This is a genomic window from Paenilisteria newyorkensis, from assembly GCF_000766145.1.
Lineage (GTDB): Bacteria > Bacillota > Bacilli > Lactobacillales > Listeriaceae > Listeria_A > Listeria_A newyorkensis.
The window spans coordinates 211,862-226,664 of record NZ_JNFB01000035.1; the positions used below are offsets into that span (position 1 = coordinate 211,862).

16 protein-coding genes are annotated in these 14,803 nt (G+C 44.1%); 2 read left to right on the plus strand and 14 right to left on the minus strand.

Annotation, left to right across the window (positions count from 1 at the left end; translation table 11 throughout):
- Positions 1 to 182: 182 nt before the first annotated feature.
- From EP58_RS11720 to EP58_RS11765, 10 genes are all read right to left on the minus strand, one after another.
- Positions 183 to 914: a pseudouridine synthase gene (locus EP58_RS11720; protein WP_036093619.1), complete on the minus strand. Its 732-nt coding sequence runs from the start codon at positions 912 to 914 to the stop codon at positions 183 to 185.
- 45 nt (positions 915 to 959) lie between these two features.
- The gene (scpB, locus tag EP58_RS11725) at positions 960 to 1,532 is read right to left on the minus strand and encodes an SMC-Scp complex subunit ScpB (RefSeq protein WP_036093621.1); all 573 of its coding nucleotides are present in this window, start codon (positions 1,530 to 1,532) and stop codon (positions 960 to 962) included.
- Positions 1,529 to 2,272 (minus strand): segregation/condensation protein A, encoded by a 744-nt coding sequence (locus tag EP58_RS11730; RefSeq protein WP_036093622.1) that lies wholly within the window; start codon positions 2,270 to 2,272, stop codon positions 1,529 to 1,531. The genes scpB and EP58_RS11730 overlap by 4 nt, the downstream gene beginning before the upstream one ends.
- A 12-nt stretch (positions 2,273 to 2,284) precedes the next feature.
- On the minus strand, positions 2,285 to 3,595 hold the full coding sequence (gene lysA / locus EP58_RS11735; RefSeq protein ID WP_036093623.1) for a diaminopimelate decarboxylase: 1,311 nt from the start codon (positions 3,593 to 3,595) through the stop codon (positions 2,285 to 2,287).
- Positions 3,596 to 3,806: 211 nt separating this feature from the next.
- A complete protein-coding gene (locus EP58_RS11740) occupies positions 3,807 to 4,625 on the minus strand; it encodes a purine-nucleoside phosphorylase (protein WP_036093763.1) in 819 nt (272 codons plus the stop codon).
- 32 nt (positions 4,626 to 4,657) lie between these two features.
- A complete protein-coding gene (gene xerD, locus EP58_RS11745) occupies positions 4,658 to 5,551 on the minus strand; it encodes a site-specific tyrosine recombinase XerD (protein WP_036093624.1) in 894 nt (297 codons plus the stop codon).
- A gap of 326 nt (positions 5,552 to 5,877) precedes the next feature.
- Positions 5,878 to 6,333: a ferric iron uptake transcriptional regulator gene (gene fur / locus EP58_RS11750; RefSeq protein ID WP_036093626.1), complete on the minus strand. Its 456-nt coding sequence runs from the start codon at positions 6,331 to 6,333 to the stop codon at positions 5,878 to 5,880.
- Positions 6,334 to 6,545: 212 nt separating this feature from the next.
- Positions 6,546 to 7,568 carry a FecCD family ABC transporter permease gene (locus tag EP58_RS11755; RefSeq protein WP_036093630.1) on the minus strand — a complete coding sequence of 341 codons (1,023 nt, stop codon included), beginning with the start codon at positions 7,566 to 7,568 and terminating at the stop codon, positions 6,546 to 6,548.
- Positions 7,568 to 8,593, minus strand: a complete 1,026-nt coding sequence (locus EP58_RS11760; protein ID WP_036093632.1) for a FecCD family ABC transporter permease — start codon at positions 8,591 to 8,593, stop codon at positions 7,568 to 7,570. The genes EP58_RS11755 and EP58_RS11760 overlap by 1 nt, the downstream gene beginning before the upstream one ends.
- A 108-nt stretch (positions 8,594 to 8,701) precedes the next feature.
- Positions 8,702 to 9,634, minus strand: coding sequence for an iron-hydroxamate ABC transporter substrate-binding protein (locus EP58_RS11765; protein WP_036093634.1), 933 nt, complete (start codon positions 9,632 to 9,634; stop codon positions 8,702 to 8,704).
- Positions 9,635 to 9,835: 201 nt separating this feature from the next.
- Between EP58_RS11765 and EP58_RS11770 the strand changes: the two genes are divergently transcribed.
- Together EP58_RS11770 and EP58_RS11775 are read left to right on the plus strand one after the other, a co-directional pair.
- The gene (locus tag EP58_RS11770) at positions 9,836 to 10,681 is read left to right on the plus strand and encodes an ABC transporter ATP-binding protein (RefSeq protein WP_036093637.1); all 846 of its coding nucleotides are present in this window, start codon (positions 9,836 to 9,838) and stop codon (positions 10,679 to 10,681) included.
- Complete coding sequence (locus tag EP58_RS11775) at positions 10,665 to 11,663, plus strand: NAD(P)/FAD-dependent oxidoreductase (protein ID WP_036093640.1); 999 nt, start codon at positions 10,665 to 10,667, stop codon at positions 11,661 to 11,663. Before EP58_RS11770 ends, EP58_RS11775 begins: the two co-directional genes overlap by 17 nt.
- 56 nt (positions 11,664 to 11,719) lie before the next feature.
- Here EP58_RS11775 and EP58_RS11780 read toward each other — a convergent pair whose 3' ends face one another.
- The 4 genes from EP58_RS11780 to EP58_RS11795 form a co-directional block, all read right to left on the minus strand.
- On the minus strand, positions 11,720 to 12,250 hold the full coding sequence (locus EP58_RS11780) for a homing endonuclease associated repeat-containing protein (RefSeq protein WP_036093643.1): 531 nt from the start codon (positions 12,248 to 12,250) through the stop codon (positions 11,720 to 11,722).
- A 143-nt stretch (positions 12,251 to 12,393) separates the two neighbouring features.
- Positions 12,394 to 12,999, minus strand: coding sequence for a TetR/AcrR family transcriptional regulator (locus tag EP58_RS11785; protein ID WP_036093646.1), 606 nt, complete (start codon positions 12,997 to 12,999; stop codon positions 12,394 to 12,396).
- Positions 12,999 to 13,814 (minus strand): ABC transporter permease, encoded by an 816-nt coding sequence (locus EP58_RS11790; RefSeq protein ID WP_036093649.1) that lies wholly within the window; start codon positions 13,812 to 13,814, stop codon positions 12,999 to 13,001. The genes EP58_RS11785 and EP58_RS11790 overlap by 1 nt, the downstream gene beginning before the upstream one ends.
- Positions 13,811 to 14,701, minus strand: coding sequence for an ABC transporter ATP-binding protein (locus tag EP58_RS11795; protein ID WP_036093652.1), 891 nt, complete (start codon positions 14,699 to 14,701; stop codon positions 13,811 to 13,813). Before EP58_RS11795 ends, EP58_RS11790 begins: the two co-directional genes overlap by 4 nt.
- Positions 14,702 to 14,803 lie beyond the last annotated feature (102 nt).

Sequence of the window (14,803 nt, forward strand, 5' to 3'; positions counted from 1 at the left end):
TTTATTTTAGCTATTTTTAAGCCTTTGTTTGTGAAAAATAATGAATACTTTCAATAAAACGGCAACAAAAAACTAGGGATATAGACACACATTCCCTAGATTTTCATTGAAAAAGTAATATTATCTGTTATTCTCTACTGCGGTTATATTTCCCCTGAACTCTAAGCTATTCATTTGACTCACTATTTCTTATCACCAAACTGTGTCAACGCTTTTAATTTCTTCACTTCATGATGGGTCAATTCTCTGCGTTCGCCAGCATTCAATCCCTTTAAATCAAGGAAAGCATAGGCTTCGCGTGATAATTTCTGAACTGGATGTCCAATCGTGTCAAACATCTTGCGGACTTGGCGATTACGCCCTTCATGAATGATAATCTCGATGATAGCTTTTTCTTTCTTCTTATCAAAAGTTTGCAGACGGACTTTCGCTTTTGCCGTTTTGCGGCCTTCGATCATGACGCCATTTTCTAATTTGCGCAGGGCTTCTTTGGACGGAATCCCTTTCACGCGCGCGATGTATTTCTTTTCAACTTCATATTTTGGATGCATTAATTGATTGGCAAAATCGCCATCATTCGTCATGAGTAGTAAACCAGAAGTGTCATAATCAAGACGCCCAACCGGATATAACCGTTCTGGAATGTCCACGAAAAAGTCAGACACAACGCGACGTTTCTTATCATCCGACACAGCGGACATCACACTACGCGGCTTGTACAATAGAAAATAGCGTTTCACTTCTTGCGTTAGCTCAATGCCGTTTACCTCGATTTTATCCGAGTTGCCAACCTTAAGACCTAACTCTCGAACCACTTTTCCGTTGACCTTCACTTTTCCTTCTTCAATCATCACTTCGGCTTTCCTACGCGACGTGATGCCTGCATTCGCAATTACTTTTTGTAACCGTTCCATCTTGCACCTCTTTTTAGCTATTCACTAATTATTATTCCATCTATCCTATTTCCCACCAAAACGATCGAAAAATAAGTCCATCTCATCTTGAATCATTTCCTCAGAATCTATGTTGTCCATCGATGGTAAATCCTCTAATTTATTCAAGCCGAAGCAATCCAAAAATTCGGATGTCGTTACATACAGTTTAGCACGACCAGCACCTTCTACGCGACCTTTATCCATTATCAAACCCTTCGCAATTAGCGTATGAATCGGACCATCCGTTTTCACACCACGGATATCATCAATCTCCATCCGCGTAATTGGCTGGCGATAAGCAACGATAGCTAGCGTTTCAAGCGATGCCTGAGAGAGCGTTGTGTTACCAGGTACTTCGACTAATTTTCGCAAATAGGTCGCATGCTCTTTTTTCGTCGCTAATTGAAACGTCCCTGCGAGCTCTAACAGAACAATACCACGTTCTGCCGATTTTGCATAGTTATCACTGAGCGTCTCCAACAAATTCAGCGCTTCAATATGACTGATTTCCATGACCTCTGTCAGTTGCTTCGTGCTCAGACCTTCATCCCCCGCCGCAAATAGCAAGCTCTCAAGGATTCCTAATTTTTTACTCACAGCTCTTCTTCACCTCTACTAAAAACATATAGCGCCGCAAAACTCCCCGACTGCTCCACACTAATTTGGCGACGTTTCATCAGTTCCAACACAGCCAAAAAAGTCACAATCAGGTCATCTTTTGTCGCCGCATCAAATAAATCTTCAAACACAACCCGACCGCGCGTAGCCTCAATCCGGTCCATCACATCATTCATCCGTTGGTCAATCGAAATTTCTTGCTTCGTAATACGCGTATGAAGTGGCTGACTCAATTTTTTCCGGCGAAGCATCTTGTGGAAAGCCCCCAGCATATCATTGAGTGACACGTCTAAATTCGCCTGTTTGCCAGACATATCGTATTCCCCCAAATCCATTGGCGCCTTCCCAAAATAAAAATTGCGCTCCGACTCTTTTTCTTTCAATTGTTTCGCAGCTTCTTTAAAACGCTTATATTCCATCAATTTCTCGACTAATTCATCACGCGGATCGACAGAATCATCGAACTCAAAATCCACCTCAAGCTCTTGCTTTGGCAGTAACATTTTACTTTTAATCGCTAAAAGTGTCGCCGCCATCACAAGATATTCGCTAGCCACATCGAGTTCCATCTCTTTCATCAAATGGATGTATTCCAAATATTGATCTGTAATATCCGCCATTGGGATATCATAAATATCGATTTCCAGCTGTTGAATCAGTTGCAGAAGCAAATCGAGTGGCCCTTCAAAAGCCTCTACTTTAAAATTAATTCCTGTCATAGAAAACCCACCTTAATGGAGCGGTAAATCCAGTTGCACCAGATTTTCATAAGTTTCTCGCGCAACAACCAGTTTATCTTCCCCATTCTCTACGAAAACAACCGCAGCACGAGGAATCCGATTGTAATTGTTCGCCATCGAATACCCGTAAGCCCCTGTACAAAATACTGCCAGAACCTCACCCGCATCCGATTTTGGAAGTGGTAGATCCCAAATCAGCATATCGCCAGACTCACAACATTTCCCAGCAATCGATACTGTCTCAGCCGGCTCTTCTAACGGACGTTCCGCGATAACAGCATCATATTTCGCCTCATATAAAGAAGGTCGAATATTGTCTGACATCCCGCCATCCACAGCCACATAGCTACGAATCTCAGGCACCTCTTTGCGCGAACCAATCGTATAAAGCGTTGTACCAGCCTCACCAACGAGCGAGCGACCAGGCTCAATCCAAATCTCCGGCATATCCAAATTGTTCGCCATCGCAACTTCACGCACATCCGCAATAATTTCGCGCACATACTGAGATGGTGGCAACGGTTGATCATCCGCCGTATAACGCACCCCAAAACCACCACCGAGATTGAGCACATCCGCATGAAAACCTAGTCCATCACGCCAAATAACTAACTGCTCCATAATCCGGTGCGCCGCCAATTTGAAACCAGTCGTCTCAAAAATTTGCGACCCAATATGGCAATGCAACCCAATTAATTGGAAATCATCAATGGCCAACACGCGCTTAATCGCATCCTCCGCCTGACCATTCGTCAAACCAAATCCAAATTTAGAATCATCTTGCCCAGTCAAAATATAATCATGCGTATGCGCCTCAATACCAGGCGTTACACGAATCAAAACAGACACAGAAGCCTCTTTTTCACGCAAAATTTCCGCGAGCAGTTCAATCTCATAAAAATTATCAATCACGATACAACCAATACTGTACTCAATCGCCATTTCCATCTCATGTCTTGTTTTATTATTGCCATGAAAATGAATCCGCTCCGCTGGGAATCCAGCTTGCATCGCCGTATATAATTCGCCGCCCGAAACAACGTCCAACGACAGACCTTCTTCCTGCATCAATTGATAAATCGCAATCGCCGAAAAAGCTTTACTCGCATAAGCAACCTGCGCCTTCACACCAAGCTCCTCAAACGTTTTCTTAAAACCACGAGCACGCTCTTTGATCAACGCAACGTCGTATACATAAAGCGGTGTGCCATATTTTTGCGCCAGCTTCAAAGTGTCCACCCCTCCAATTTCTAGATGTCCAACTTCATTCACTCGCATAGTCCCAAATGATTCAAACGCCACGTCAATCCCACCTTTGCTAAATTAATTACACCATTCTTCGCATTTTCTAATGCACAAAGAATGTATAAAAGTTCTTTTATATAGTAGCATACAAGCACGTCGCAGAACAATAGCCAATATTATGTTTCCCAATTTTTTTAAGCTTTATGTACTACCAAAAAGGAGCCTGATGCCCAATTCGTAAGTGTTGCACCAGACTCCGTTCTTATTTTTATTTCACATTTCCAACGAGCGCCTTCACGTACGTCAAGAACGTTTCTTTCACATGTTCCGTCGTTTCAATAACCTCTTCGTGACTCAGCGGCTGATCCAAAATTCCTGCAGCCATGTTCGTGATGCAAGAAATACCGAGGCAACGCAGGCCACAATGATTCGCAACAATGACCTCCGAAACAGTCGACATACCGACAGCATCCGCGCCAAGCGTACGCATCATCCGAATTTCCGCTGGCGTTTCATACGTTGGCCCAGTAAATCCTGCGTAAACACCTTCGCGAACTTCTATTTCCAAATCCTGTGCCAACAGACGCGCTTGTTTCCGTAAATCTAAACGGTACGCGTCCGACATATCTGGGAAACGCGGTCCGAAATGCTCATCGTTTTGCCCGATAAGTGGGCTCGTTCCCGTGAAGTTGATATGATCCGAAATCAGCATCAAATCACCTGCATGGAACAACTCATTCACGCCACCCGCCGCATTTGTTACAATTAATATCTCAACGCCCAGTTCCTTCATAACGCGCACAGGGAACGTCACATCTTGCATCGAATACCCTTCGTAAAAATGGAACCTCCCCTGCATCGCCACTACTTCTTGATGCTCCAACTTACCAAAAACAAACTGCCCAGCGTGCCCCTCTACTGTCGAAACTGGAAAATGCGGCACATCCTTATATTTCATCACGGTCGGCTCTGTAATTTCGTCCGCCAAAACGCCTAGCCCTGATCCCAAAATAAGTCCGATTCTCGGCTTCCCGCTATAGGTTTCCTTGATTTTTTTGACCGCTTCCATAACCTTTGTATAATTCATTTTCAAAATCGCTCCTTTTTCATTATCCAACCTTATGCACGCGGATGGTATTGCTTGTAAACATCCTTTAAACGCGCTTTTGTAACATGTGTATAAATCTGCGTCGTTGAAATATCCGCATGACCCAACAACTCCTGCACAGAACGTAAATCCGCCCCGTTTTCCAGCAGATGCGTCGCAAACGAATGCCGTAATGTATGCGGTGTAATCGGCTTATCAATTCCTGCCTTCGCCGCAATCTGTTTCAAATTCTTCCAGAAACCTTGTCGTGTCATACCGCGCCCATGATGATTCAAAAACACAAAGTCATTGCGTTCTGACACCCGTCGCAATTTCGGACGACCAAACTCCAAATAACGCTCCAAAACCGTGGTGGCCGTTTTGCCAAGCGGAATAATACGCTCCTTATCCCCTTTTCCAATCGTCTGAATAAAGCCCATCTGCAAATGCAAATCGTCCATCTGAAGGCGCACCAACTCTGTCACCCGAAGCCCCGTCGCATACAAAACTTCCAACATCGCTTGATCTCGCATACCTAGCGGATTTGCCCCATTCGGCGCCTCCAACAATTTTTCCACATCATTCAGATTCAAAATTTTGGGCAATGCCTGCGCTTGTTTCGGTGTCTCGATTTGAATCATCGGATCCCGATCCGCCAGTTTTTCATGCAACAGAAAATGAAAAAAAGAACGCAATGAGGCAATGTAGCGCGCAATCGTTCTCGGTGATTTCCCCTCTAATTTAGCATAAGCCATAAAGCTCACAATATGTATCCGTTCTACGTCGCGAATCGCTAGCGCCCCCTGTTCTTCCTCCAAATAACGCGCAAAAAAACGCAAATCCCGTTCATAAGCAACCAACGTATTCGCCGACAAACCCTTCTCCACCTGCAAAAAATGTAAAAAATCAAGTATCAAATCATCCATACGTAATCTCCTCAAATCGACGTGCCACAATTACTAAATCCCTGTACATTGTCACTGTCCCACCAGTATACCAAAAGCGAAATAAATTAACAAATGTCCAGCAAAGCTCTTTACCTCCACCACTGAACCCCAGCGGGCCGACAAATGCTCAGATCCTAGGAAAAAGCGCTTAAAGGACGGCAGTCTCACTTCTTTCTACTGCATATTGAGGCTCTAATTCGCTTTACTTCAAAGTGCCTCAACAAAGCGGAATGTACTAAAGTACATGAGCATCGGAGCACAGCTTTTAACGACGGAGATGAGCGTTTGTCGGTCCGCTGGTTGATTTATTCGGCTTTTTTGATGTTGCTTTTGCACACCGTACAGATGCCTTGAAACGTTAGACGGTGATCCTTCACAAGGAAATCCCATTTCTGCTCGACAATTTTCTCCACGTCATCCAGCAAATCCTCTTGAATTTCCTCAACAGATCCACATTCCAGACATACCAGATGGTGGTGGAAGTGCTTTGCGCCTTCTTTACGAAGATCATAGCGCGCCACGCCGTCTCCAAAATTAATTTTGTCGACCACGCGTAACTCCGTCAAAAGTTCCAGCGTGCGATAAACCGTCGCTAATCCAATGTCCGGTGAAATATCTTTGACACGTAAATAAACGTCCTCTGCGCTCAGATGGTCCTTCTCATTTTCTAATAAAATGCGTACGGTTGCTTCCCTTTGTGGCGTTAATTTATAACTTGCTTCATGCAATTGTGATTTAATCCGCTGAATACGGCCTTCCATTTTATGCCCTCCCTCGGGAACAAACAATCATTCTCAATTAGTAGTTTATAATAATTCTAAATAAAAATCAAGTCTACTTACTCATCCTTTAACTCACTAAAACAATTGGAGTAAGTGGTTTTTATATCTATTTAAAGATAGCATAAAAGTTTTGAAAAGTCTATCCAGATTATCAATTACAAGGAGGATATTTATCTTTTTTATAATCATTATCATTTAGTTCTCGCTAATAAGTATAAGAAGTATGGTGCTCCAATTACCGCAACCACGATACCTGCAAAAATTTCTGATGGTTGCACAATAATCCGTCCAATTGTGTCCGCAACAAGAAGCAGTAACGCACCAACGAGCGCCGAAATCGGCAGGACCCATTTATGTCCACTACCAACGAGCCTCCGTGCAATGTGAGGACCGATTAAGCCGATAAAAGCAATACCACCACTGACAGAAACGCAAGCCGCTGCTAAAGCTACAGCAACAAGGAGTAGGATGACTTTTTCTTTTTCCGTTTTGACGCCTAGCCCAGTTGCTACTTGATCACCAAATCCTAGAATGTCGAGGGTTTTTATTTTGAACATCGCCACACCAACCAAAACGATAAGCCACGGAATTAGTGCGAAAACGTATTGCCAGTTACTGGCCCAAATGTTTCCCGCAAGCCATTCCGCCACAATTTGATAATTTTCAGGGTCAAGGCGAATGGTTAAGAGTGTCATCAGCGCTGCGACTGCGGCTGAAACCGCTACACCTGTTAGTACGAGGCGATTCGGCAACAACCCTTCTTGGCGGCTGTAGGATAAGCCATATACGACAAAAGCTGTTAGAATCGCGCCTGTAAAGCCAACGAAAGGCATAAACATAACAGGTACATCTAATGTCGACGGGAAATATGAAATATAGAGCATAACTGCAAGCCCTGCACCATTGTTTATTCCCAATATCCCCGGATCCGCCAAACTATTTTGCGAAACTGCTTGTAATAGTGCGCCTGAAATCGCAAGCCCCGCGCCAACGAGCACTGCCACGATAATACGCGGTAACCGGAACTGCGAAATAATCAATGTATCTTGCGGCGAGCCTTGTCCAAATAAAGTTTTGATAACATCTAGAAATGGAATTTTTGAGAAACCTGCGTTGACACTGTAAACGAACGTGCCCACAAGTAAAATCGCGAGTAGAATCAAGATTAGCCAGCGTTTTCGCGTGACTTTTTGTTCCGTTGTCGTTCCCATCATCACAGACTCCTCCTTTCTTTACGCGCCACATAAAGGAAGAAAGGTACACCAATAAGGGCAAAAATAACACTAATCGGTGTCTCATACGGCGGGTTCACCATCCGCGCACCAATGTCCGCATACAGCGTCAAAAGCGCACCAACAATAGCCGAGCACGGAATAATCCAGCGATAATCCACACCGACCATATAACGAACCAAATGCGGCACGATCAGGCCGATAAAACCAACTGGACCAACGACCGAAACCGCAAGTCCCGCCAAAATCAGCACAACAAGCATCGATAGTAATTTTGTCCGCGTCGTATTTTGTCCGAGTCCAATCGCAATGTCATCACCAAGGCTCAGAATTGTTACCGCCTTACTGAGCAACATCGCCGCAATCAGCGCACCGATAAGCCACGGCCAGACCACTGCGATTTGCGACCATTTCACGCCTGCGACACCACCTGCAAACCAAAAAGCCAAATCTTGACTCAGCTTAAAATAAATCGCGATTCCTTCACTTAATGCCGTCAACAAAGAAGCTACCGCTGCACCTGCCAAAACTAACCGCGTTGGAGATAAGCCTCCTTTCACAAGCGCACTCACGCCAAAAACAAGGACGCAGCCAAGCGCAGCACCAAGGAAAGAAAAGAAAATCAAATAATTATAGCTAAGACCAGGTAAAAATGCGAAACACACGGCAATCATAAACGCTGATCCAGCATTGAGACCAAGCAACCCACTGTCAGCGAGCGGGTTTCGCGTCATGCCTTGCATCACAGCACCCGCAACCGCAAACGCAGCTCCCACCATCATATCCGCAAGCACGCGAGGAATACGCAGCTCCCAAATAATTTGATGTGTCGTTAAACTTTTATTGTAATGAAACAACGCGTCCCAAACCGTCGCTATATCGATATCCGCCGCACCCACAGCAATACCAATAAAAGCAGAAACGATAAGTAGCGCAACGCCAGCCGTCAAAATCACAGTAGCCATTGCTGGTCGCGTTTTTAATTGGGAAAGTTCCTTTGTTTTCATCGTACCCTGATCCCCTCATAATATGTATTGGTTCGATGCGGGAAAATGCAGTATCCAGCTTTCCAACTAATTCCTGCACTCCGCCTGAACCGTCGTTACTTCTAGCTTTTATTTATTACTATTCACGATTTTATTCACAATCAAATCCATTTGCCCCTCTACCGCAATCGGATCGTAGTTATACATTTCATCAAAATCCATCGTAAAAATATGATTTGCCTTATATGCCGGCAAGTCTTTCCAAATGCTCGATGCTTCTATCCCATCAAGCGCCCCATTGCGAGTATCCCCATGCTTAAATCGTGTCACAAACATATAGTCTGCCGCGAAATCAGGTAGCACTTCTAGCGAAATCTGTTTGTAGCCATCGCCTTCAATGACCTCATCTTGAATTTTCTTAGGCGCCTTTAATTGTAATGCGTTATAAAGAACTTGTCCACCCCGACCCCAATTATCTCCAAAAACATAGAAATTTTTATCATCGCCTTCATATAACCCGACCGTCGCATTTGGAGCTACCACACCTTTTATTTTCTCCCGTGCTTTCGCGGCTTTCTTATCAAAATCAGCGAGCCAATCTTTTGCTTCCTGTTCTTTCCCAACAATTTCAGCAATCGCCGTTAATTCATCCTGCACGCTTTTGTATGTATTGTACGGTATTAAAATCGTCGGCGCAATTTTCTTCATCTGATTAAACTGATCCTCACCCGATACGATGATTAAATCTGGTTGTAGTTCCGCCACTTTTTCAACAGAAGCCGGGTCACCGATATCTTCCACCCCTTTTTTATAAGGATCCAAATAAGGATTTTTCAATACAAACGATGTAGCACCAATCGGTTTAATACCTAAAGCTGAGAGCGATCCCATATACTCCGTTACAACGATTTTTTTCGGATTATTCGGGATCTCTACTGTTTTCCCGTTTGGTATCTTGTACGCGTGCGTCTCCGCCTTCCCCTCCGCAGCTTCGTCATTACCACACCCAACTAAAACAACTGCCATCACAGCGGTCAACATTAAAAACACTACTTTCTTCATGTTACTCCTCCTTTTTAATTGATAATGATTATCAATCTCAAACGAAATTATAGCAAGACGATTCCTAAAAAGCAAGACTAAAAATGGCTCTAGCGCAAAAAAATACGAATAATAACGCTTAGCTATTGCAACTTTCTCCAAAAGATTCTATACTAGTCATGAGAATGATTATCAATCGCGAAACTAAGGAGCGATGTATAAATGAACAATTTAAAGACAGACGGCTTACAAATCGCCTACGACAAGCGTGTTATCGTAGACGCTTTAAATATCGAAATACCCAAAGGCAAGATTACGGCACTAGTTGGCGCTAACGGCTCGGGTAAATCTACCATTCTAAAAACAATGTCCCGCCTGATGAAACCTTCTAAAGGCAACGTTTTCTTAGATGGAAAAGCAATTCACCGCCAATCCACAAAAGAAATCGCGAAACAACTAGCGATTCTGCCACAAAACCCAACGGCGCCTGATGGTCTGACCGTGACCGAACTCGTTTCCTACGGCAGATCTCCTCATCAAAGCGGTTTTAAATCGATGTCTGTCAAGGATCGCGACATGATCCAATGGGCTCTTCGTGTGACGAGTCTAAACGATTTCGCTGACCGCCCCATTGATAGTTTATCTGGCGGACAACGACAACGCGCTTGGATTGCGATGGCGCTAGCACAAGAAACCGATATTTTATTCTTAGATGAACCAACGACATTTCTTGATATGACTCACCAGCTGGAAGTCTTGATGTTGTTAAAACAGTTAAATCTGCAAGAAAACCGCACGATTGTCATGGTCGTTCATGATTTAAATCACGCCTCGCGCTTCGCTGATCATATGATTGCTATTCGCTCTGGCCAAGTCATTTCCGAAGGCTCACCAGTCGACGTGATGACCGAGCAAACACTAGAAGACGTTTTTGGCATTAAGGCCGATATTATGCTCGACCCACGTACTGGCGTTCCACTATGTTTACCATACGAAACGTGTCAAGCCTGTGAAATTAGACAAGTCGCAACCAAGTTAGCAGGTGAAGTCGTTGTCAAACTTGTATGACGTAACGATTATCGGAGCAGGACCAGTTGGCTTGTTCACAACTTTTTATAGCGGTTTGCGTTCCCTAAAAACGAAAATCATCGACGCCGAGCCAGCAGTTGGCGGTAAGATTCGCTACTTCTTCCCAGAAAAAATCATCCGAGACATCGGCGGTATTCCAGCCATCGAAGGACAACAACTTGTGAAAAACTTACATGACCAAGCAAAAACGTTCCAGCCTACCATCGTGTGCGGCGAGCGTATCACAGAACTCAATCGACTAGCAGACGGCACCTTCCAACTAACCGCAGAAAATGGCAACAAGCATCACAGCAAAACCGTCATTATCGCAGCAGGAAGTGGCACGTATGAAGTCCACCCTTTAGAAGTATCCGGTAGCGAAACATTTGCCAGCAGCCTCTTCTATGACATCAAAAACCTAGCCAGTTTCCAACATAAAACCGTCGTTGTTTCAGGTGGAGGCAATGCCGCTATTGACTGGGCACAGGCGCTAGAACCCATCGCAAAAGAAGTCCATCTCGTCTATCGCGGCGAGAATTTTAAAGGACACGAAGAACGCGTCAAAGAAATGCATGATTCCTCTATTTGCGTCCATGTCAACCACGAAATAACAGCGCTACAAGGCGATTCAACCCATCTCAAAAACTGCGTGATTCACTGTAATAAAAACGGCAATACAACAAAAATTGACACCGATGCCATCATTGTGAACCACGGTGTAAAAGTAAATCTCGGCTCCATGCTCGACTGGGGATTCGACACATCCGAATACGGCATCCTAGTCAATCAACAAATGGAAACGAGCGTCCCCGGCATTTATGCATGTGGTGATATCTGCACCTACCCACGCAAAATGCGCATCATCGCGGCTGGCTTACACGAAGGCCCTATCGCCATCAACAGCGCTAAAAACTTTCTAGATCCAGCTGCCGAAGAAGTCGCCATGGTCAGCACACATCACGAAAGCTTTACCGAAGTTTAACATACCAAAAAGCCAGCATCTGAGCGTATAGGATGCTGGCCTTACTTTATCTATTTTCAAGAAACGCCTTGCTTCTTCTCCTCACAAGCCACCTTGAAATTCTTCCAACTACCAAAATAATAACGCACCAATCGGTAATCCTCGAATTCGCTCATCGTCGGAAATCTCCGCATAATTCGTTCCATTTCCAAAATGTCGCGAATCAATTTTTCCTTCACTTCTTTACCTTCCTCTTCCCCCGCAAACTTCGTCAAACCAGCTCGCTCAAGAAAGGCTTCCCAAGAATCATAATACTCCATCACAGACATATAAAGCGGGAACTCATGCGGTCCACTAATCGGCGGACGTCCCAACTCCTGCGAAATTCGCTTAACCTCTGCAATCAAATAATCCTCCTTGTAAAAACGTTTCGGCTCATTCTCCAAACCCGCTGCTTTTAATGCATCCGGCCATGAACCAAATAATTGTCGTGCTTTTTCAAAATGATTGTACATGCTACGCCTCGGCACACGCCCCTGTTCCTGCGCCAATTGTTGTAATTCGGCAATAATCTGTTCTTTTGTCACAACAGCTATATCGTCCATCATCTTTCCCCTTCTCCTGTGTAGTAACTACATTTGCATTACAATTATGTTGTATCATAAAAAAGCAAGCGAAACAACTGAAAAATTTTCCAATTTACAAAAAAACAAACCTAAATCACAAAATCTAGGCTTGTTTTCCCATTTATTCATGTTTTTTGAATCATGCCACGCTCCACAATAGCCATCATATGCATAAATTTATCCACAAGCGGTTGCATTTCCTGCATCGTCGCATTCGGGTTTTCCCTAATATAATCCGTCGCTATTTTAATTGTATAATCGAACAAAGCACGAATCACATCATGGGCATCCTCCAAAACAACATCCGCACGCAATGTCACCCGCTCAAAAATCTGATTCATATACACATCTTGCATTTGCAACATCTCCGTATAATAAGCATGTAACCGCTCCGCAAGCGCCGCCGGAGGATTCGCGTAAGACTGCATAATCAACTTAAACGCAGCCGGATAATTCTTGCTAAAATGCAACTTCTGCTTCGTCGACCAAATCGCACCTTCCATAAAGTTCTCCGTCGGCATCTCCCCAATCGGTACTTCCTGCATCGCTAAATCCACCGAATACGTCACCGCTGCGGTATACAATTTTTCTTTGGAGCCAAAATAATGGAAAATCAACCCCTTCGAAACACCAGCAACCTCTGAAATCCGATTCGTACTAGCCGCCTTATACCCATGATCCGCGAATTCCTCCACCGCGACCTTCAAAATTTTATCCCGTTTATCCTCCATCACACCCTCAAATCCTTTTTCCGGTACAATACGAAAGTCAGCACGACGAACACAACTATCGAAATCACGCTAATCCACACATTCACACTCTCCATCGAAGCTTTGATCATATCAGACGGAATCGCAAAATTGATCGGCGAGAAATATTTAAAGAAGTCCACCTTATCGTTCAAACCAGCAAGAATCCCTAAAATATAAGTCAGAAAAACGAGGCCCAATGCCACCGGTGTCGCCTGTTTTGCCGAATGAACAATCGCTGAAAAACAGAACCCAGCACTCATAAACAACAAGGCCACCAGTAACTCATTTGAGAAAACCCGCACCAGCGACTGCACCAAATCCCCCGTATTCGCCCCGTCCTGCTTCAAGAAAACAACCAATACCGTTGAAACAACAAACGTGATAGCCCAAAAAGCAATAAATGAAATCGCGTTCCCGACCATTTTCCAAGCTACTAACTCCGAACGCGTAATCGGTTGCGCATACAAAAACTCAATCGTCCCATCCGTCTCTTCCTTCACCAACGCCTGCGCCCCAATCATAGCTGCATATACACACGCTGCAATAAAAATATACTGAAACACATACGCAAAGTACGCATCAATTTTTGTTAAATCCGCCATCGAACTAATATGCAAAACATTCATCATTTCTTTCGGTAAAGCATTCATTTTCGTGTTCACTAATTCTTGCATCCCGCTTGACTGCATACTAGGAAAGAACGCCATGAACATACCGAGCACTAGCGCCACAACCCCCGACCAAACGAGCAAACTCTTAATATGCGTTTTCCATTCAATCTTTAAAATAGTCATTTTGCCTTCCCTCCTTCATAAAGCGTCATGAATTTATCTTCCAACTCTTGATTAGTGATCGACAAATCCTTAATTCCCTCCGCTGCAAGAATCGGCAAAACCGCTTGCACATTACCATCAAACGTCAATCTCGCACTCGTTTCCGTCGTTTCCACAACTTTAGCGCCAGCATTGACAAGCTCCGTCACCGGCAACCGATCCCCTTTCAAAATAATCACTTTCCCCGACATTTCCTGATCCGCAATATTTTCCAGCGCTACAATTTCACCCTCACGAATAAAAGCAGCTCGCGTACTATACTCCTGAATCTCCCGCAAATTATGACTCGACAAAAAGATTGTCATGCCGTCCTCTTGATTTTGGCGCGTCATCTCTTTAAATAAGTGATGCTGCATCAAAGGATCCAACCCATTCGTAGGCTCATCTAAAATTAGCAACTTCGGCTTCGTAATAAGCCCGGCCACAATCGCAACCTTCTTTTTATTTCCAAGTGACATATCCCCAAAACGCTTATGCGGATCAATATCAAACATCTCATAATAACGCTTCATCTGCGTCTGCGCCTGATCAATATGATGAAACTTCGCCGCGAATCCAATAATATCATTCGCCGTCATTTGCGGATAATAACGCACCTCGCTCGGCACATACCCGACCATCTTCTTAATTTCCGCCGAATTTTTCACAATATCCTTGCCAAGTATCGTCGCATGGCCTTTCGAAGCATAAATGAAATTCAGCAACAGCTTGATTGTCGTCGATTTACCAGCACCATTTGGCCCAATAAACCCAAACAATTCCCCCTCTTCCACTGACAAATTCACACCTTCAATCGCCCGTTTCTTATGATAGAACTTCGTCAATTCATTCGTCTCTATCGCTTTCATTTTTGACCCCTCCAATTCACAATTGACCATCTAGTCAATGCGATTATACTCCCGCCTGACCACCTAGTCAATCAATAACCATCCACATCAAAAAAAGCGCAC